Source organism: uncultured Rothia sp., from assembly GCF_963507905.1.
In the GTDB taxonomy this organism is placed as follows: domain Bacteria; phylum Actinomycetota; class Actinomycetes; order Actinomycetales; family Micrococcaceae; genus Rothia.
This window is the reverse complement of record NZ_CAUOUU010000007.1, coordinates 1-19,172: the sequence shown is the minus strand read 5'-3', so window position 1 is coordinate 19,172 and position 19,172 is coordinate 1. Positions and strand designations below refer to the sequence as shown.

At 58.1% G+C, this 19,172-nt stretch carries 16 protein-coding genes; 10 read left to right on the top strand and 6 right to left on the bottom strand.

Translation table 11 applies throughout. The features are described 5' to 3' along the window. Positions 1-27 precede the first annotated feature (27 nt). The 4 genes from RQ593_RS05720 (at position 28) to RQ593_RS05705 (ending at position 5,391) form a co-directional block, all read left to right on the top strand. On the top strand, positions 28-819 hold the full coding sequence (locus RQ593_RS05720) for an isoprenyl transferase (RefSeq protein WP_049349629.1): 792 nt from the start codon (positions 28-30) through the stop codon (positions 817-819). Positions 820-909: 90 nt separating this feature from the next. Further along, entirely contained in the window at positions 910-1,998 is a 1,089-nt protein-coding gene (locus RQ593_RS05715; protein WP_311450060.1) for a quinone-dependent dihydroorotate dehydrogenase, read from the top strand. Between the two features lie 296 nt (positions 1,999-2,294). Then, positions 2,295-4,376: a DUF262 domain-containing protein gene (locus RQ593_RS05710; RefSeq protein WP_311450059.1), complete on the top strand. Its 2,082-nt coding sequence runs from the start codon at positions 2,295-2,297 to the stop codon at positions 4,374-4,376. A 358-nt stretch (positions 4,377-4,734) separates the two neighbouring features. Beyond that, a complete protein-coding gene (locus RQ593_RS05705) occupies positions 4,735-5,391 on the top strand; it encodes a DUF6318 family protein (RefSeq protein ID WP_311450058.1) in 657 nt (218 codons plus the stop codon). A gap of 174 nt (positions 5,392-5,565) precedes the next feature. Here the strand turns inward: RQ593_RS05705 and RQ593_RS05700 are convergent, their stop codons facing one another. Further along, positions 5,566-6,195: a DUF3043 domain-containing protein gene (locus tag RQ593_RS05700; protein ID WP_311450057.1), complete on the bottom strand. Its 630-nt coding sequence runs from the start codon at positions 6,193-6,195 to the stop codon at positions 5,566-5,568. Positions 6,196-6,332: 137 nt separating this feature from the next. On the opposite strand from RQ593_RS05700, the gene RQ593_RS05695 reads away from it, so the two are divergent. The 6 genes from RQ593_RS05695 (at position 6,333) to RQ593_RS05670 (ending at position 12,087) form a co-directional block, all read left to right on the top strand. Beyond that, positions 6,333-7,727, top strand: coding sequence for a M20/M25/M40 family metallo-hydrolase (locus RQ593_RS05695; RefSeq protein ID WP_311450056.1), 1,395 nt, complete (start codon positions 6,333-6,335; stop codon positions 7,725-7,727). Positions 7,728-7,961: 234 nt separating this feature from the next. Continuing rightward, the gene (locus tag RQ593_RS05690) at positions 7,962-8,315 is read left to right on the top strand and encodes an iron-sulfur cluster assembly accessory protein (protein ID WP_005506039.1); all 354 of its coding nucleotides are present in this window, start codon (positions 7,962-7,964) and stop codon (positions 8,313-8,315) included. A 114-nt stretch (positions 8,316-8,429) separates the two neighbouring features. Further along, positions 8,430-9,503: an anthranilate phosphoribosyltransferase gene (gene trpD / locus RQ593_RS05685; RefSeq protein WP_311450055.1), complete on the top strand. Its 1,074-nt coding sequence runs from the start codon at positions 8,430-8,432 to the stop codon at positions 9,501-9,503. A gap of 530 nt (positions 9,504-10,033) precedes the next feature. After that, positions 10,034-10,483, top strand: coding sequence for an NfeD family protein (locus tag RQ593_RS05680; RefSeq protein ID WP_311450054.1), 450 nt, complete (start codon positions 10,034-10,036; stop codon positions 10,481-10,483). An 80-nt stretch (positions 10,484-10,563) separates the two neighbouring features. Next, entirely contained in the window at positions 10,564-11,559 is a 996-nt protein-coding gene (locus RQ593_RS05675; protein ID WP_005506035.1) for an SPFH domain-containing protein, read from the top strand. A 189-nt stretch (positions 11,560-11,748) separates the two neighbouring features. Then, complete coding sequence (locus RQ593_RS05670) at positions 11,749-12,087, top strand: RNA polymerase-binding protein RbpA (RefSeq protein ID WP_005506034.1); 339 nt, start codon at positions 11,749-11,751, stop codon at positions 12,085-12,087. Between the two features lie 193 nt (positions 12,088-12,280). Here RQ593_RS05670 and RQ593_RS05665 read toward each other — a convergent pair whose 3' ends face one another. The 5 genes from RQ593_RS05665 to tatA all read right to left on the bottom strand — a co-directional run bounded on the left by RQ593_RS05665 (position 12,281) and on the right by tatA (position 19,102). Beyond that, on the bottom strand, positions 12,281-13,015 hold the full coding sequence (locus RQ593_RS05665; protein WP_005506032.1) for a polyprenol monophosphomannose synthase: 735 nt from the start codon (positions 13,013-13,015) through the stop codon (positions 12,281-12,283). A gap of 134 nt (positions 13,016-13,149) precedes the next feature. Next, positions 13,150-14,328 carry an amidohydrolase gene (locus RQ593_RS05660; RefSeq protein ID WP_311450053.1) on the bottom strand — a complete coding sequence of 393 codons (1,179 nt, stop codon included), beginning with the start codon at positions 14,326-14,328 and terminating at the stop codon, positions 13,150-13,152. A gap of 208 nt (positions 14,329-14,536) precedes the next feature. Beyond that, on the bottom strand, positions 14,537-17,569 hold the full coding sequence (locus tag RQ593_RS05655; RefSeq protein ID WP_311450052.1) for a DEAD/DEAH box helicase: 3,033 nt from the start codon (positions 17,567-17,569) through the stop codon (positions 14,537-14,539). A 273-nt stretch (positions 17,570-17,842) separates the two neighbouring features. After that, positions 17,843-18,724, bottom strand: a complete 882-nt coding sequence (gene tatC / locus RQ593_RS05650; RefSeq protein WP_070634059.1) for a twin-arginine translocase subunit TatC — start codon at positions 18,722-18,724, stop codon at positions 17,843-17,845. Between the two features lie 132 nt (positions 18,725-18,856). Then, positions 18,857-19,102, bottom strand: coding sequence for a Sec-independent protein translocase subunit TatA (gene tatA / locus RQ593_RS05645; RefSeq protein ID WP_005506024.1), 246 nt, complete (start codon positions 19,100-19,102; stop codon positions 18,857-18,859). Between the last annotated feature and the right edge of the window lie 70 nt (positions 19,103-19,172).

Below are 19,172 nucleotides of genomic sequence, written 5' to 3'. Positions count from 1 at the left end.
AGAACCCGCCAGGGAAGAAAGGCACACATGGCACGCACCCAGCCCGTACCCCCGCCCGCACACCCCACCGGGGCAACCCCGCCGCCGATTCCGAAGAAGTTCATTCCGCAGCACGTCGCCGTCGTCATGGACGGTAACGGACGCTGGGCGAACGAACGCGGACTGCCCCGCACCGAGGGCCACCGCGCTGGCGAGGCGGCACTGCTGGACGTTGTTGCGGGCGCTATCGAGATGGGCATCCCGTACGTGACCGCCTACGCGTTCTCCACCGAAAACTGGAAGCGCTCACCCAGCGAAGTTGCGTTCATTATGCGTTTCTCCACCGAGGTGCTGCAGCGTCAGTTGGAAACCCTCAAGACCTGGGGTGTGCGCATCCGCTGGGCTGGCCGCCGTCCCAAGCTGTGGAAGAACGTCATCGAAGAGCTTGAACACTGCGAGCGCGAAACCATCGACAACACCGTCTGCACCCTCACCATGTGCGTGAACTACGGCGGCCGCGCAGAAATCGCTGACGCGGCGGCAGCTATCGCAGCGGATGCTGTGGCGGGCAAGCTCAAGCCCGGCAACATTACCGAAAAGACCATCCAGAAGTACCTGGACGAGCCCGATCTGCCCGACGTTGACCTGTTCCTGCGTTCCTCCGGCGAGCAGCGCATCTCGAATTTCTTGCTCTGGCAGAGTGCCTACGCCGAGATGATTTTCATGAACGTGCTCTGGCCCGACGTTGACCGCCGCACCCTCTGGGAAGCTGTCGAAGAGTACGCGCGCCGCGACCGCCGCTACGGTGGCGCTGTTGACGCCGTCGCCAACGACAAGTAGCCCCTGGTATACAGACCAGGCATACAGACCCGGCACGCCCGGCTCGTAGCCCCATAAACCACCCACACCCTCCAACACTAGGGAGAACAAATGCGCATCTACCCGACCTTCTTCAACATCTTCTTCAAGGGCATGGACCCCGAGAAGGCACACCACGTCGGCTTCTGGGGCGTTCAGACCCTGCGCAACGTCGGCATCACCCGCGCGCTGCGCAAGTACTTCCAGCCCGCACCGGAACTGGCAACCACCGTCATGGGCATTACTTTCCCCTCGCCGTTCGGCCTGGCTGCAGGCTTCGACAAGGGCGGTAAGGGCATTGCCGCGCTGGCTGGTATCGGCTTCGGCCACGTCGAGATTGGTACCATCACCGGTCAGGCGCAGCCCGGCAACCCGCAGCCGCGCCTCTTCCGCCTCGTGGAAGATAAGGCGGTCATCAACCGCATGGGCTTCAACAACGACGGTGCCGCAGCGGCAGGCCCGCGCGTAGCCGCCGCCCGCGCAGACCTCGAAACCGAATACCGCGGCGTCGTACGCCCCATCATCGGCGTGAACATCGGCAAGACCAAGATCGTGGAACTCGAGAACGCCATCGACGACTACCTGATTTCTACCCGCACCCTGGCACCGCAGGCAGACTACCTGGTCGTCAACGTTTCTTCCCCGAACACTCCGGGTCTGCGCACCCTGCAGGCTATCGAGTCGCTGCGCCCGCTGCTTGCTGCCGTGCGTGAAGAGGCAGACCGCGTATGCCCCAACCGCCACGTACCGCTGACCGTGAAGATCGCGCCGGACCTGGTTGATGAGGACGTTATCGAGGTGGCAGCCCTGGCTAAGGAGCTGAAGCTGGACGGCATCATCGCCACCAACACCACCATCGCCCGCGACGGCCTGGGCCTGACCAGCGACATGACCAAGGTCAAGGAAATCGGTGCCGGCGGTCTTTCCGGTGCGCCGCTGAAGCCCCGCTCCCTGGAGGTGCTGCGCCTGCTCAAGCGTGAAATCGGCGACGACCTCGCCATCATCTCCGTTGGCGGCGTGACCACCGCTGAGGATGTGCAGGAGCGCCTGGACGCTGGCGCTGACCTGGTGCAGGGCTACACTGCGTTCCTGTATGAGGGTCCGCTCTGGGCGGCGCATATTAACCGTGGTCTGGTGAAGCTGCGCCGCGCTCGCCGCTAGAAGGTTTGCAGGCGGGAGCGTTATGCTCCCCGGCGTGTTGACTCTGTGCGCTGACTCGGCGTGCTGAAAGGGGAGGGCACTGTTCTCTACCCGTTGGGGTGGAGGCGGTGCCCCCTTTGCGTGCCTGCTCAACATGTAAGGGGTGGTTGTGCTGGTAGGGGGAGGGGGAAGTTTTACTTGAGATTCTGTTAGCGTTTGGTGTGTTGTGGATTGCACCCTGACCTGGAGCAATAGTAAGATCGACTTGTGTAGCATCGATGATTACACAATTGGATTATTCAACAAAGGAAGACACAGTGGCGAGAGAACAAATTACAAGCCTTGTATGTACCATGGGCGATTTATTAGATAATTATTATTTGTATGAAATACCAAGATTTCAGAGGGGATATTCATGGACAGACGAAAATATAGATGACTTTATTGTTGATGTTAATAATATCGACCCGCATAAATATGATGACTATCACTTTATTGGATCAATAATATATCATGAAAATGTGTATCGTGATCAGCGAGAGCGGGACGCTTATCTGGAGCGTTATTCGGTTGTGGATGGTCAACAGAGAATTACAACTACGATAATTCTGCTATGTGCTTTGCGTGATGTAGCCTTTAAGCTAAAAAATGCAACATTGGATGTTGATAAAGATGCAAATGTATATGAAATTAAAAAACTAGAGAATGACGTAATTAATGTAATTGATGGGCGCCTATTTCGACGTGCTAGGCGAGATACAAGTTATACATATCTAAAGCTTGACTATGATAATGATAGGGCAGATGACAGGCGAGTCATGATGGCCCTGTTGAATGGCCCAGAACATGATGTTCTTGCCTGGGAAGGGGAACATCAGAAGTCAATGAATCTGAGAAAAGCGCGGAGCAAGGATAGTGTATATAATATTCGGTCCGCCTATAGAAAATTCTATCAGTATATAGATAGTTGTCTGGGTGACCAAAAAACTCTGGGAGATAAAGTTCAGTATCTAAAGGACTTTATTATAAAAATTGATAGCTTAAGGTATATTGATATTAAGCTAGATGATATTCATTCTGCATATAATATCTTTATGACTTTGAATGACAGGGGCACCTCTCTAACGAATGCAGATTTGATTAAAAGTCATGTAACTAGGATGTTGGCTGACACACATGCAAGCTCGTTTAACTCGGTATGGACTCAAGTGATTGATGTCCTGAAGGGGTCATCAAACAATTTGAATAAGTCCGGCGCTGATGAGCAATGGGTTTCGAATAGTAAATCTATCAATGAGGATAAGTTCTTCATTGCTTATGCAAAGGTTTTCGGATTTGATGGGTCGCAGGGCGTAAGTAAGAAGAATATAGCTCCAAGGAACATATTTAGGTATTATGAAGCTCATCTGTGTGAAATGGGCGCGGTTAATAAATTCAAAAATTCATTGGCTCAAGAGGCTGAGATATATCGAATGGTTTCTGACCCTAATTTCTTTTATCAGAGCTCGTTGCAGCTCGGCACAAGAAAGAGTAATGATTGGAAGAAGCGCATAGTTGGACCGCTCCATGCTTTAAACTTGATGGGTATTACGCAGCATACAATCTTTGCGTATATTCTACTCAGGTTGTGTATTGTTCCGCTAGACGATGAGAAACCTGCACTTTCAATGACAGAGGTATCTGAAATGCTCGCTGTCCTAGAAAATTTCCATTTTCAGTATAACGGCCTTTTCGGATACCGCACCAATGCAGTCACAGATATATATGATGATGCTGTTAAGGATATTATTTCAGTAATTCATAGTGACAGTCAGGAAAACAGTAATTCTCGAGGTTTCAAAATTAAAAGTATTAGAGACGCATTGTTCAATATGAAGAAAAATCTCGAGGCAGTTTTGGATAGAAATGAAATAGATGAAGAAAAATTTGTAAAGAAGTTTAAGAGTCTTAAATATGTTCCTACTAAAAGAAAGGCATCGAGCGGCAAGGAATCTAATCAAGACTATGCGAAGATTCGACGATTCGAAGCTATGGGTAAAGGCAATACCTTTATTCAATATATTTTGTCAAAATATCAGCCGACAATGCTTGGACTAGTTGATGACTTTATTACGATTGAACATATACATCCTCAGTCTAAGGGAGGGGATGAAGTTCACCTCATTGGTAACCTTATGCTTCTCCCGCGCAGTGTAAATGAAAAAGTAGATAATCTTGATATAGTAGATAAAATTGATGCTTTGCGAGGAGTTGCAAGGGATAAAGAGTTTATTGAAATACCTGAGGATTGGTCGTCTAATTTGGATAGTAATGAAAAACGTAAAGAAGCATTTGCTGAAAGGGCTGATAAGATGGCTCGCGTTGGATTCAAGAATATTTGGAGTATCTCTAAAAATTAATAATACAATTTAAATGTTTTTTATGATAGGGTGGATTCACGTCAGTGGGTCCACCCTATTTTAAATATTTGGCGTGTTTATCGTGATTGGACGTATTCGATTTATGTTCAGCCTGATGGTAGTTGGGAGAGTCGGGAGAACGATGACAAGAATGACAATATGTGGGATTTTAAGTTGCGTCATAATGGCGAGCGGTGGCTGATTGAAGCAACAACCAAAGTAAAGCCCTCGTAATCTTTCCGCAAGATAGACCGCCACACGTCCAGAGGGCAGGATCAATGACAGGCTCCCAATGCGCGCTCGCGCATAATGAAGATAAGCGGGAGACCATGCACTACAACGATGTGGAGGACCAACCATGAACCCCAACATGCTGAACCGCCGCTCAATGCTGACCGGAGGCGCCCTCATCAGCCTCAGCGCCCTACTCGCCGCCTGCGTGCCGCACGACATCACAACTGCAGGAGACGGCTCCACAGCCTCCGGCGCAGCCGCCACCAGCGGCAGCTCAAGCAGTAGCGCCGGTAACAACGCAAGTAACGGCGAATACCGCAAAGCAGACGCCAAAGGCCCCGCCCAGAACGTCCCCAAACCCAATGCCCCCGAAAACGGATACCGCGACAAGACCCCGGAGGGCATCCTCAAAACCATGGACGCCTGGAACCAGTGGGCCAACTACGGCGTGCAAACCGGCGACTACAGCAAAGCACGCGAATTCCTCTCCACCTCAAACGACGGAGAACTCAAAATCTACCGCGAGATAGAGGCGCTCTACCAGCGCGGAGGATGGGTCATCGACGGCATCGAACACTTTGAACCCGAAGGCATACCCTGGAGCGACGACGGCCGAACCTACTACCTGAAAACCAGCCACGAATGGGACAAACACACCGAGGTAGAACCCGACGGCCGCCAAGAAACCTGGAGTAGCGACAAGGAAGAAGAAATCTACGTCTTCGCCCTCGAACACCGCGACGGTAGGTGGCAGATTCTCTACTCCCAAATTGACGCCTAACCGTACCGGCCTCTAGCCGCAATACATATATCCAGAAGCCACATGTGTTTCGAAAAGTCACCAAAGAAGTAGCTTCTCGAAACACATGTGGCTTCTCGCGTAAGAACATAAAAATAGGGGAGAGGCCTGAAAACTTTAGGACCTCTCCCCAAGCACCTATAAGGCACTCACGACTTAGTGCGGGTACTCGCCGTACTTCACCATCGGAACCGGGCGGCGCATACGACGAATCATCATCACACGGTTAAACGCATACATGCCAGAACCGCGCTGAACCTCGCCAAACTTCGCAATCAGCTTCTTCTTCAGGCTGCGCCACAAAATGAAGTAGTCAACAACCCACAGAATCATCAGCGCATACATTGCGTACACGGAACCGTAATAAATCGGCGCCGCCGCAGAAGACGTACCAGAAACACCCTGAGCAATCCAGCCACCAATGAGCAGAACCAGCAGCACAGCCAGCATGAAATCGCCAAGGTTACGGCGCGCATCCACATAATCACGGATATAACGGCGCTGCGAACCACGGTCCACGGCGGGCAGGTAACGCTGATCGCCACCCATCAACGCATCATTCTGACGCTCACGAGCCTTCGCCATCGCCTCACGTTCACGAGCCTTCGCCTCCTTACGGTCATTAACAACCAGAGGCTGACGACGAGCCGCCTGCTGCTCCTTACGCGAAGGAGTAGGACGGCCCTTCTTCGGGGTGAACTTCGGATTAACCGGAGCCTGAGGCTCCTCTACAACCTGCGGCTGAACAGCTTCCGCTTCAGCCTTCTCTTTCTTACGACCAAACACCCTCCCATCATACCCGAACGGCACACACCAAACCCGCCCCCACAAGCCCACACCAGCAACTGAAACAACCCCAACCATCCGGCGGTTAGGGCCGAGGCGGGGCCAAGGCAGGGACAAGGTGGGGGTAAGGTAGAAACATGACTACTGAATTCACCCACCACAGCGCCCTCAGCGCCGCCGTCACCAAAAACTTCGAAGCAACCCTGCAGACCCTCACCGAGCTCGTCGCCATTCCCTCCATCGCCTGGGAATCGCACGACCTCACCCAGGTAGACCACAGCGCCGAGGCAGTCGCCGCGCTCGCAACCAGGGCAGGCTTCGACAACGTACGCATCGAACGCGCCACCTACACCACCGCAGACGGCACCGAAAAGCAGGGCATGCCCGCCGTCATCGCCTCCCGCCCCGCCGCAGAAGGCTACCCGACCATCCTGCTCTACGCCCACCACGACGTGCAGCCCGCCGGCGACCTCGACCTGTGGGACACCGAACCCTTCGTCGCAACCCGCAAGGGCGACCGCCTCTACGGCCGTGGCGCAGCAGACGACAAGGCAGGCATCCTCGTGCACCTCGCCGCGCTCGCAGCCCTCAACGAAACTCTCGGCGATGACTTCAAGCTCGGCGTGAAGCTCTTCATCGAGGGTGAAGAAGAAGCAGGTTCGCCCTCCTTCGTCTCCTTCCTCAACACCTACCGTGAAGAACTGTCCGCCGACTACATTGTCGTCGCAGACTCCGCCAACTGGCGTGCCGGCGTACCCGCCCTGACCACCAGCCTGCGCGGTGTCGCATCCGGCGACATCGAAGTACGCGTCGGCAGCCACGCCATCCACTCCGGCATGTTCGGCGGCCCCATGCTCGACGCCCACACCCTCATGGCGCAGCTCATCGCCACCCTGCACGACGCCACCGGCGCCGTAGCCGTCGAAGGCCTGCACCGCGCCCCCGAACCCGAACTCGAATACGCCGAAGCAGACTTCCGCAACGACTCCGGCATCCTCGACACCGTACCCCTGGCAGGCACCGGTAGCGTCGCCTCCCGCCTGTGGACCCAGCCGGCAATCTCCGTCATCGGCATGGACATCCCCTCCATCGCAACCTCCTCCAACACCCTCGCCGTCGTATCCCGCGCACGCATCAGCACCCGCCTCGCACCCGGCGACAACCCCGAAAACGCACACCGCGCACTCGCCGAACATATCAAGGCACACGTACCCCACGGCGCACAGGCAACCTACACCGCCGTCGACTCCGGCATGCCCTTCGCCACCGAAGTCGACGCAGACGGCGCACAGACCGCCCTCGATGCAATGCGCGCCGCCTGGGACGTCGAACCCGTACAGACCGGCATGGGCGGTTCCATCCCGTTCATCTCCGACCTGAAGGACGTCTTCCCGCAGGCACAGATCCTAGTCACCGGCGTAGAAGACCCCGACACCCGCGCACACAGCGCCAACGAGTCCCTCTACATCCCGGACTTCAAGAACGCAATCCTCGCGGAGGCGCTACTGCTCAGCGCACTCGGCGCTCGCTAGAAACATCCACAAAAAGTGGGGGAGAAGGGCCACCAAACCCCAACCCCCACTTTTTCGGTATCCTAGAAGCAGAATTACTTACAAAGCCCCCACGCAAACACTCACGCCCCCGGCGAACTATGCACACCCTAGGTTGTGCTCAGCTCTCCCCGGCGCGTATCGTGAAGGCTAAAACGCCCACACGCACCCACACGCGGTGCACCCGGGCAACCAACGAAACAAAGGACAACACTCATGAGTGAAACCACCACCGAACTGCCCACCCACGGCGTCAACCTCACCGAAGTAGCACAGACCAAGGTCCGCACCCTCCTCGAACAGGAAGGCCGCACCGACCTGCGCCTGCGCATCGCCGTCCAGCCCGGCGGCTGCTCCGGCCTCATCTACCAGCTCTACTTTGACGAGCGCGTCCTCGACGGCGACGCAGTCCGCAACTTCGACGGCGTAGAGGTCATCGTCGACAAGATGAGCGCACCCTACCTCGACGGCTCCACCATCGACTTCGAAGACACCATCGAAAAGCAGGGCTTCTCCATCGACAACCCCAACGCAGCAGGCTCCTGCGCATGCGGTGACTCCTTCCACTAAACCGAAGGCACCCCAGCGCTAAGCACCACCAAGGTGCAACACGCCTAGTAAACCCCCGTCTCGCATACTGCACCCAACCATGCAGATACGAGACGGGGGTTTTACACTTAACACATGACTACGCACGAAATTACCTGGAAATACATCCTCAACCAGCTCGTCAAGCACCAAAACCTCACCGACACCGAAGTCGCCTGGGCAATGGACCAAATCATGACCGGCCAAACCGAACAGCCGATCCTCGCATCCTTCCTCACCGCCCTCCACTCCAAAGGCGAAACCCCCGAAGAACTCGGCGCACTCGCAGCCGGCATGATCGCCAAAGCCGAAACCGTCGACATCGACCCCCACGCCGTAGACATCGTCGGCACCGGCGGAGACCAGCAAAACACCGTCAACATCTCCACCATGGCAGCCCTCGTCATCGCAGGCACCGGCGCAACCGTCGTCAAGCACGGCAACCGCGCCTCCACCTCCAAATCCGGCTCCGCAGACGTCCTCGAAGCCCTCGGAATCCGCCTCGACATGCCCATTCCCGCAGTCGCCGAATGCGCTCGCGAGACCGGCATCACGTTCCTGTTTGCGATGACCTTCCACCCGGCAATGCGCCACGTGGGCCCGACCCGCCGCCTGCTGGGCATTCCGACCGCGTTCAACTACCTGGGCCCCATGACGAACCCGGCTCGCGTGAAGTCCTCGGCTATCGGCGTGGCTAACCCGGTCATGGCTGAGAAGATGGCTCACGTCTTCGCTGAGCGCGGCGACCACGCCCTGATTTTCCGCGGTGATGACGGCCTGGATGAGCTGACCATTGCGACCACGAGCCGCCTGTGGGAGGCTGTGGACGGTGAGCTGACCGAGTACCGTTTTGACCCGACCGAGTACGGTCTGCAGAACGCACCGCTGGAGCAGCTGCGAGGCGGCGACGCCGAGTACAACGCGGGCGTTTTCCGTGCCATTTTGGCGGGGGAGGGCGAGGTCTCGAAGAGCCCGCTGCGCGCCATTCACGACGCTGTGCTCATCAACGCGGCCGCAGGTCTGGTGGCGTACCGCCCGGTCAACGGCGAGAGCTTTGAGACCCGTTTCACTCAGGCTTTGGCCGATGCACGCGAATCTATTGCATCCGGCGCAGCGGAGCGTGTGCTCAACGCATGGGTGGAGTTCAGCGAAAAGCACGCAGAAGCGTAAAGCTCTAGAAATTGATGGCAGGCACCCGAGATGGGGCGCACCGAATGGTGTGAGCTCGTCTCGGGTGCTTGTCGTTTAACGGGATACGTTGAGGAGCCCGAAGGTTCGGGGCATGTGAGCGTGCGGCTGAGTACCGAGGAAGACGCAAGGCGCACGGAGCGCAGAATAGCGGAGTTCAGAACCGCGGATGGAACAGTGTAGTCGCACTGCGAGGAGCGCACAGGTTTGATCTGTGCCAATCTGAGCGTAGAAAGTACCGGTGAGCATCCGGCAGGGTAGTGAAAAATAGGTCTACTTTACATAATGTATATTATCGGCTTTTTAGGGAGGCCTAGAGTGAACCCAAGATTCCCCGTATCTAAATAAAGTCTTAACAGTTCATGTATTAACCTCACCCGGTCACCAGAACTATCGCCAGCACTCAATCCACCTGAAATAATGGATATACCCCGCATCACGAAGGTGTCGTCGCCTCGTATGCAGATTCAACGTCAACCACGCCGGTTGATGTACACCAAAGGAGAAAACTCGTGGATTGGCTCTTTGAGACACCCTGGACACTCTGGGTTGCACTCGCCCTCGTTTTCGCCGTCATAGAAATGCTCAGCCTTGACCTGTTCTTTCTCATGCTGGCGATTAGCGCAGGCATTACCGCAGCAATATCGCCCTTCGTGGATAACATGCTGATTCGAACCGTTATTTTCGTGGTGATCTGCCTGATTCTGGTTCTTGGCCTGCGCCCGCCGCTGCTTAGGAAGCTCAATAAATCAGCCACCGGTGCTATTACTAATGCTGAAGCACTCATTGGTGCTGAGGTGCGCGTCACTCAAGATGTGACTAATGAGACCGGTTTGGTGGTACTAGCTGGCGACATCTGGACGGCACGCACCGCCTCCGGAACGCTCCCTGCAGGATCACACGCGCGGGTACGAGCCATTGAGGGCGCTACCGCAATCGTAGAGCCTCTCCCCCACACCTAAGACCCATCTGAATACCGGCTCCAAATACCAATTCAGATACCCTAAAAACACACCATATAACTCACCGATAAGGAGAAACAATGCCTATCAGCCTTATTCTGACGGTCCTACTCATCCTCTTCGTGCTGACGATGCTCGCCAAGACCGTGCGCGTCATCCCGCAGGGACGAGCCGGCATCGTCGAACGACTGGGCAAGTTCCACGCCGTTCTCAACCCCGGCCTGCACATCGTCATCCCCGTAGTTGACCGCGTGCTGCCCCTCATCGACCTGCGCGAACAGGTGGTTTCCTTCCCCTCGCAGTCCGTGATTACCGAAGACAACCTCGTGGTCGGCATCGACACCGTCGTGTACTTCCAGGTCACCGACCCTCGCTCGGCAACCTACGAAATCACCAACTACATTCGCGCCGTGGACGAGCTGACCAGCGCAACCCTGCGTAACGTCGTTGGTGGCCTGAACCTGGAGCAGACCCTCACCTCTCGCGACCAGATCAACGCGGAGCTGCGAGGCGTACTCGACTCAACCACCGGCCGCTGGGGCCTGCGCGTCTCCCGCGTGGACATCAAGGAAATCCAGCCCCCGGTGTCCATCCAGGACTCCATGGAGAAGCAGATGCGTGCAGAGCGTGACCGCCGCGCCGCAATCCTCACCGCAGAAGGCCAGAAGCAGTCCGACATTCTGACCGCAGAAGGTGAATCCCGCGCAGCCATCCTGCGTGCAGAGGGTGAAAAGCAGGCACAGATCCTTCGCGCAGAAGGTGACGCGCAGTCCGCAATCCTGCGCGCAAACGGTGAAGCCGAAGCCGTGCAGAAGGTCTTCGCGGCAATCCACGAATCCAACCCCAGCCAGCAGCTGCTCACCTACCAGTACCTGCAGACCCTGCCCAAGCTCGCTGAAGGCGACGCAAACAAGCTCTGGTTCATCCCGACCGAACTTGGCGATGCACTGCGCGGCCTGGGCAACGCATTTGGTACCCTGCCTGCATCCGACCTTGCAGACGCGCCGAAGAAGCCCGCAGCAGAGGCACCCAAGAGCGCACCGCAGGCACCCGGAAGCTACGGCATCAACGGCTAAACGCGAAATCTAACCCATAAAAAGGCGCGAATCACCAAAAATCACGCCGAATAAACACCACCACGCTGGGCGGGTGGAGACTATTACCGATATAATAGATGTTTTGTAAACGTTCGAGGGAATAGCTCTCCCCCGCCCAACGTTATGCCTAAAGCGCCAAAGAGCGCACCCGACGACACTGGAGGAAAAATGAGCGATCGTAGCCTGCGCGGTATGCGCCTGGGTTCCCAGTCGATGGAAACCGAATCGAACGTACAGCCCGCGCCCCGCCAGCGCGTCGAATACCGTACCGCAGACGGTGACCGCGTTTTCGTGACCTTCGCGGCAGAAGCAGAAATCCCCTCGGTCTGGACCGCAAAGTCCGGCAAGGAAGCATACCTCGTCAACGGCGACTCCACCGCAGACGCCGAAGAAGAGAAGCCCGCACGTACCCACTGGGACATGCTCATGGAACGCCGCAGCATCGAAGAGCTGGAAAAGACCCTGGAAGACCGCCTGGAATACTACCGCAAGCACTACGCGCTCTAAAAGCGCTGTAGACACGCCGTAGAAAGGCTACAGAAGCCCGCTAAGAGCCACTTGCGCTCTGAGAGGGCTTCTTTGTTTTGGCGGTGGCTTCGTCGGTACGTGAGCCAGGAAAGAGCGCTACAGAAAACAGAAAAAGACCGGGGCGGATACGTTATGTATCCACCCCGGTCTTTCGTATAAGTCTCAGAATGAGTTACTTGCCCAGAGCCTTCTTCAGCTTCTGAACACGGTTGGTCAGACCCCAGCGGGTCACCTTAGACATCGAGTCAAAGATAATGTTGCCGTCCATCTTCGAAGCGCCAATCTCACGCTCAACGAAGGTAATCGGAACCTCAACAATATTCAGACCCGCCTGCTCGGAACGCCACGCCAGATCAACCTGGAACACGTAGCCCTTCGAGTCAATACCGTCCAGGTTCAGGCGCTGCAGAGCGTCACGGCGGTACGCACGGAAACCAGCGGTAATGTCCTTGATGGAGGTGCCGAGAATCAGGCGGGTGTACAGGTTAGCGCCGCGAGAGAGAATCTGGCGGTGAGCCGGCCAGTTCTTGGTCTTACCGCCGGGAACGTAACGCGAACCAATAGCCAGGTCAGCGCCCGCCTCCACAGCACGAACCAGGGAAGGAAGCTGCTCAGGCTGGTGCGAGCAGTCAGCGTCCATTTCAATCAGAATGTCGTAGCCTGCCTCAAGGCCCCAATCGAAGCCAGCGAGGTATGCGCCACCCAGACCGTCCTTAACGGTGCGGTGCAGAACGTGAATCTGGGAATCCTTAGCCGACAGCTCATCAGCAATCTGGCCGGTGCCGTCGGGGCTGTTATCATCCACCACGAGAATGTCCACCTCGGGAGCTGCCTTGCGAAGACGCTCTACCACGACGGGCAGGTTCTCCTTCTCGTTATACGTCGGGATGACAGTTAGAACGCGCATATTACTCCCTCACAGGTGCATATAAAACAGGCAGTGTAGATATCCAGTATACCGGGTAAACATGTGGGCAACTGAACCAGCGGGGGCTTCCACTGCCCCTAAACTGCCTAAAAAGGTGCTGATAAGCTAAAAAATTAGTTACTTTCAGTGTAAATAGATTCCAGGATGGGCAGAGGCGAATCCTCATCCAGCACCGGAAGCAACGGAATGCGAGCGCGGGGGTCGGTGCTCCACGACGCGACGCGGGAGCCGGGTGCTTGGACCATGAGGGCTTCGACGCGCCATTGTGCTACGTATGCGGGGGTGTCGGGGGTGAGCTGGCCGGTGAAGGGGTTTTCTTCGTGGGCGAGGCGGTATACGCCGCGGGTGAGTGCGGCGAAGGCGCTGCGTGCGGAGATGCCGTGTTCGTCGTTGACGAGTTCGCGGATGAGGGACCAGGCGCCGGGTGCGTACAGCTGAGCATCAGAACCCAGTGCAATGGAGGTGCCGGCTGCGTTTGCGCGGCGGGCTACGGATGCCACAGATTCGCGTGCTTCTCCCCCGGCGTGGGCGAGGAGCGCCTGGACGGTGTCGTTGGCGGTTTCGTCTTCTTCGGGTTCGCAGACGCTGAGGCCGAGGTTGATGCGTGCTTCTGCCAGTTTGGTGAGGTATTCGTCGGTGATGGGGTCCTGCGGGGTGCTGATTGCGGCGTCGAGGCGGATGGAGAGCCAGGGGCGGGTTTCGCGTACAGCGAGCGCGGCATCGGCGGCGTCGGCAAAGCTGGTGGATGCGTCGATGGAGAGCAGGAGTGCGGCGTCTTCGGCTACCTGTGCTGCTGCGGGGGCTTCGGTGGGTGCGACAAAGATGCCGACCAGTTGCAGACCTTTGACGGCGCGGTCGCCTTCGGTGAGGGGGCGTAGCGCCTTGATGGCGCTGATGAGCTCGTCGGTTTCAATGCCGGTGGCGTTGAGGATGAGGCGAATATCGGGGGTGCCGTGTTCGGCGCTGTAGTAGCTGAGCGCGGAGACGAGGTCGGGTACGTCTTCCATGCCGGCGAGCAGGGTGTGCGTGTGGTAGCCGGCTGCGCGGTATGCCTGCAGGTAGTCGAGGATTTCGGGTGCTTCCTTGCCTGCGACCGGTGCGAGGGCGCGCGCAAAGGCGGGGGTCAGCAGAGCTCCGTCAAGTTCGGTGATGGTGGCGGAATCGTCAGCGATGGAACGCGCCCCGGAGTCGGAACCAACCCAGCGGACGAAGCCGTCCTCGACCAGCATTGCGGTTGCGTACGGGTCGACGGGGCTGTATACGCTACCATCCACAAAAATTCGGGTAGACATTAGAATCCTTTCACCTTTGAGGCGCGCCGAGGCGCACACGGGGCGGGCACTTCAATTGTGCTCGCGTAGCTCAGCTGAGCGTCTCTTTCGAGTATAGAAGCACCCCCGCTGCCTGCGGTAGTTCGTTCGTCCTTAGATGACGTGGAACAACTTAGGTGCGGGGGTGGTGGCCCGAACCGGTCGGGCGCGATGTAGCGGTAGGCGTGGTTTAGACGTCCAGCGCGACCACGCCGCGGCGTACCGCCTCAATCGCCTCTTCACAGCGGGCACGAATCGCCGGGTCCAGTGAGCGGATGTGCGCGATCTGGTCCAGGGCGTCCAGTACCTGCTTTGCCCAGCGTACGAAGTCGCCGGCGGCTAGGCCGGTGTCCTCGATTGCCTTGGCGAGGTGGGCGCCGTTCGCCCAGGCGTACATGGGCTCGACCAGGCCGAAGTCGCATGCGGGGGTCGGGTTGACCTTGAACTGCTCCTCGGCTGCGTTCAGGTCGGCAAGGCGCTGCGTAATCGTCGCGATGGGTGCGCGCAGGGACGGATGCGGGTAGTGTGCCAGGTATTCTACGGCGTCGCGCTTGCCCTGGTAGGTTAGTGCGGCGACGGTTGCCGCGATGGCGGCGGGCTCCAGTCCGTCGAGGAAGTGCGCGTCCAGGCACAGAGCGGTCAGTAGGTCGCGCTCGCCGTAGATGCGGCGCAGAGCCTGGCCACCGGTGGTTAGCGACAATTCACCGTCTTCGGTGCGTTCGACGTAGCCGTAGCTTTCCAGCAGGCGCGCAATGCGGTTAAAGACCTGCGCGATCGTGTTGGTGCGGCGGGCAATCTGGCGGCGCAACCCTTCCGTCTCAGAGTTGAGCTTCTGCCAGCGCTCAGCCCAACGCATGTGGTTCGCGCGGTCGGAGCAGCCGTGGCACGGGTGGTTACGCAGCTGAGCCTGCAGAGCCTCCAGCTGCGCGTCAATACTGTTCTGACGAGCCGGAATGTTCTGCTGCGCGAGCGCACGCGGGGCGCGGCCATCGTAGAGCGCCTGGCGCATGCGGCTTGCGGTGTCGCGGCGTTCCTTGGGGGTTTTCAGGCTCAGGCGCTTCGGCATCTTGATGCGTGAGACCGGTTCGACGGCGCCCTCAAAATCGCGGGTTGAGGCGGTGCGCTGGTGCGCGTCCTCGGTGACGATGCCGATGCGCGGGTCGGCGTGCGAATCGGAGCGGGTGATGACGACTGCGTAGCCGCGGGAACGGCCGTGCGGAATGTAGATGATGTCGCCGGGCAGAAGCTGTTGGATGCTGTGGTGCGCCTGCGCGCGTGCGTGACGCTCGTTGCTCTTGGACGCCTTCTTCTCCAGCTCGGCGATTTGGCGGCTGAGCTGTACGTATTCGGTGAAGTCGCCCAGGTGGCATGCCATGGCTTCGCGGTAGCCTTCGAGGGCACTTTCGTTTTTGCGTACGCGGGAGGCGACGCCCACGACCGACTTATCCGCCTGGAACTGCGCGAAGGAGGACTCCAGGATTTTGCGGGTGCGTTCAGCGCCGTAGGAGGCAATGAGGTTCGCCGCCATGTTGTAGGTGGGGCGGAACGAAGAGTTCAGCGGGTAGGTGCGGGTGGAGGCGAGGGTCGCCACGTGCTCCGGGGACAGGCCGGGGCGCCACATGATGACCGCATGGCCCTCGATGTCGATGCCGCGGCGGCCTGCGCGTCCGGTCAGCTGGGTGTACTCGCCGGGGGTGATGTCTACGTGGGATTCGCCGTTGTACTTGGTGAGCTTTTCCAGAATCACGGTGCGTGCGGGCATGTTGATACCCAGCGCGAGGGTTTCGGTGGCGAAGACCAGCTTAATCAGGCCCTGCGCGAAGAGGGTTTCCACAACCTCCTTGAACAGGGGCAGCAGGCCGGCGTGGTGCGCGGCGATACCGCGAATCAGGCCGTCACGCCACTCGTAGTAGCCGAGGGTGTTCAGGTCGCGGGTGTCCAGGTGAGCGGTCGCCTCCGCAATGTAGGCGCGGATGGTCTGCTGCTGTTCGGGGGTGGTCAGCGTAATATCGGCGGATACGCAGTGGCTGACCGCGCCGTCACAACCGGCACGCGAGAAGATAAAGCAGATAGCGGGCAACAGGCCCTGCTTGTCGAGGGCGCGCACCATCTCCGGGCGGGTAATACGCTGCGGACGCAGAGGCTTCTGCTCACCACGTGCATCGAAGTCTCGGTCGTTACTGAAATGATCATTGCTGAAACGATCACGACGGTTCGAGCCGCCGCTGCTGAACGTCTCATTCAGCCAGCCCTCACGGCGGTGACGGAAACGTTCACGCTTGCCGCCGTAACGTCCACGGCCCGGTGCGGAACGGAAGCCGGGGCGTAGTGCCTTCAGCTGCGGGTTTAGGCGCAGGCCGGCAAGCAGAGGGTTGGCGCCCGCCTCTACGGATGCGCCGCGCTGCTTAGCCTTCTGTGCCTTCTTCGCCTGCTTGCGGGAAAGCTTCTCCTCCGGCTCCTGGTTCTTGCCGTTTGCGGAGTTGTCTTCGGGTACGAACAGGTCCACCACACGGTGACCGACCATCATATGCTGCCACAGGGGCACCGGGCGGTGCTCAGAAACAATAATGTCCGTGCCGCCGCGCACTGTATCCAGCCACGCGCCGAACTCCTCAACGTTCGACACCGTCGCCGACAGGGAAATAACGTTCACATGCTCGGGAAGGTGAATAATCGCCTCTTCCCACACCGCGCCACGGAAACGGTCCGCCAGGTAGTGCACCTCATCCATCACCACGTAGCCCAGACCGGTCAGCGTGGTCGAGTTAGCGTAGAGCATGTTGCGCAGCACCTCGGTGGTCATCACGACCACGGGTGCTTCCGTGTTAATGCTCGTATCGCCGGTCAGCAGACCCACATAATCCTCACCGTACGCGCGCACAAAGTCGTGGTATTTCTGGTTGCTCAGCGCCTTAATGGGGGTCGTGTAGAACGCCTTCATGCCGCGGCGCAGCGCCAGGTAGATACCGAACTCGCCCACAATGGTCTTACCTGCACCGGTAGGGGCGGCAACGAGGACGGAGCGGTCCGCCTCCACGGCGGCACACGCCTGACGCTGAAAATCATCCAGCGGAAAATCAAGGGACGCCTCAAAAGCCCCGAGGGCGGTCTTTGCGTAGGCGGCGCGCTCTCGGGATGCGGCGTAGGCGGCAGCGTAGTCGGTGCCGGTCTGCTCGTTAGAAGTTTCTGCGTCAGAAGTGTGCTGTGCGTGGTGCTTGCTCATAGTATGTCCAGTGTAACCGCTCGCCCACCGCCCACCTTCCGAAAGCATCCTGCACGGGCACTAATCCGGTATGGGCGAACAGCGAGCGCATCCGGCGCGGTATAACGCTCCCTCTGGGGCTCGCTATGGAGGTGCCGTGCGAGCCGGCGTTGGAAGCCTTCCCGGCAGGCAAATCCGGGCATGCGACTAATCTGGGCACGCGAAAGGGGCGGGGCACAGAATCTTTCTGTACCCCGCCCCTTTCGGCGATGTTGCTCAAAGCGAGCTATTCAATTAGGAAGTCTTCTCTTCCTCGAAGTAACCCATCTTCGCCAGGTCTTCGGCGCTGGTTGCGGTGTTCAGGCTTGCTTCGTCCGAACCCTGCGCCAGCTTGGCGAGCTTACGGTCGCGGCGCTTGTCATTAATCATGCAGATGCCGATCGCTGCGAAGAAGAAAATCAGCAGCGGCGCCATGAGCACGAACATCATCATGATGTCGCTACCGGGTGCGGTCAGCGCCGCAATCACTGCGACCAGGACGACCACCCAACGCCAAGCCTTCAGGATGGTCGTGCCGCGAATCAGGCCCAGCATGTTAATGCCAACCAGAATCACCGGGATGATGAAGGCACAAGAGAAGGTGACGACGAACTTCAGAATGAAGGAGATGTACACGCCCGCGTCAATGTAGTTACTTTCGTTGACGGGGGTGAACTTCAGCAGCGCGTAAACCACGCCGGGGAGGGTGAAGTAAGAAATGGCGACACCGCAGGCAAACGCGAAAATAGATGCGGTGAGGAAGCCGAAGAGATACTTCTTCTCCTTAGTGTGCAGTGCCGGCAGCAGGAATCGCAGCGCCTGGTACAGCCAGACGGGAGACGCGATCACCAAGCCGATGTACATACCGACCTTCAGCAGCTGGTCGAAGGGAGAAGCGACGCTACCGTAGTTCAGGTTTGCGTTGCGGCCGGTTTCTGCGTTGATCTGCTGCAGGGGCGCAGAAATCATTTCAATGAAAGGCTGGTAGAGGAAGACCGTACCGATGATGGCTGCGATGACGGTTGCGATAGCCGCCTTAATGAGGCGGTCGCGGAATTCGCGCAGGTGTTCCTTGAGTTCCATGCGTGCTTCAGGATTAAGTTTGCGGTTGCGCACGTCCTGGTCAGGTGTTGCCACGTGGTGTCCTCTGGGTGTCGGTGCCGTGTGTGATTCGGCTGAGGGGGTCTGGTGGGGTGTTTATGGGGTGGTGCCGCAAAACCCGTGCCGGCCGGTGGGCTGGCACGGGTTTGGTGCGTTGGGGCGGGACCGTTACTTGGTTTCGGTCTTGCCGTCCTTGCCGTTGTCTACGACCTCAGCGGTGACGACCTCTTCGCCGTCCTTCTCGCGGGGGTCCTTCTTGGAGTCGTTCTTCAGACCCTCAACTTCGGTCTTGAAGATGCGCATGGACTGGCCGAGGCTGCGTGCCATGCCGGGCAGCTTGGGTGCGCCGAAGAGCAGGACGATGAGGAGGATAACGACGATGATGGTCGCGGGGTGGCTGAAAATCTGGCCCATGGTGGTGTGCCTTTCTGTTAGAGCAGGTCTCCGATGTTTTGAGGTTGGCCGAGTCGATCTCGTCGGGAGA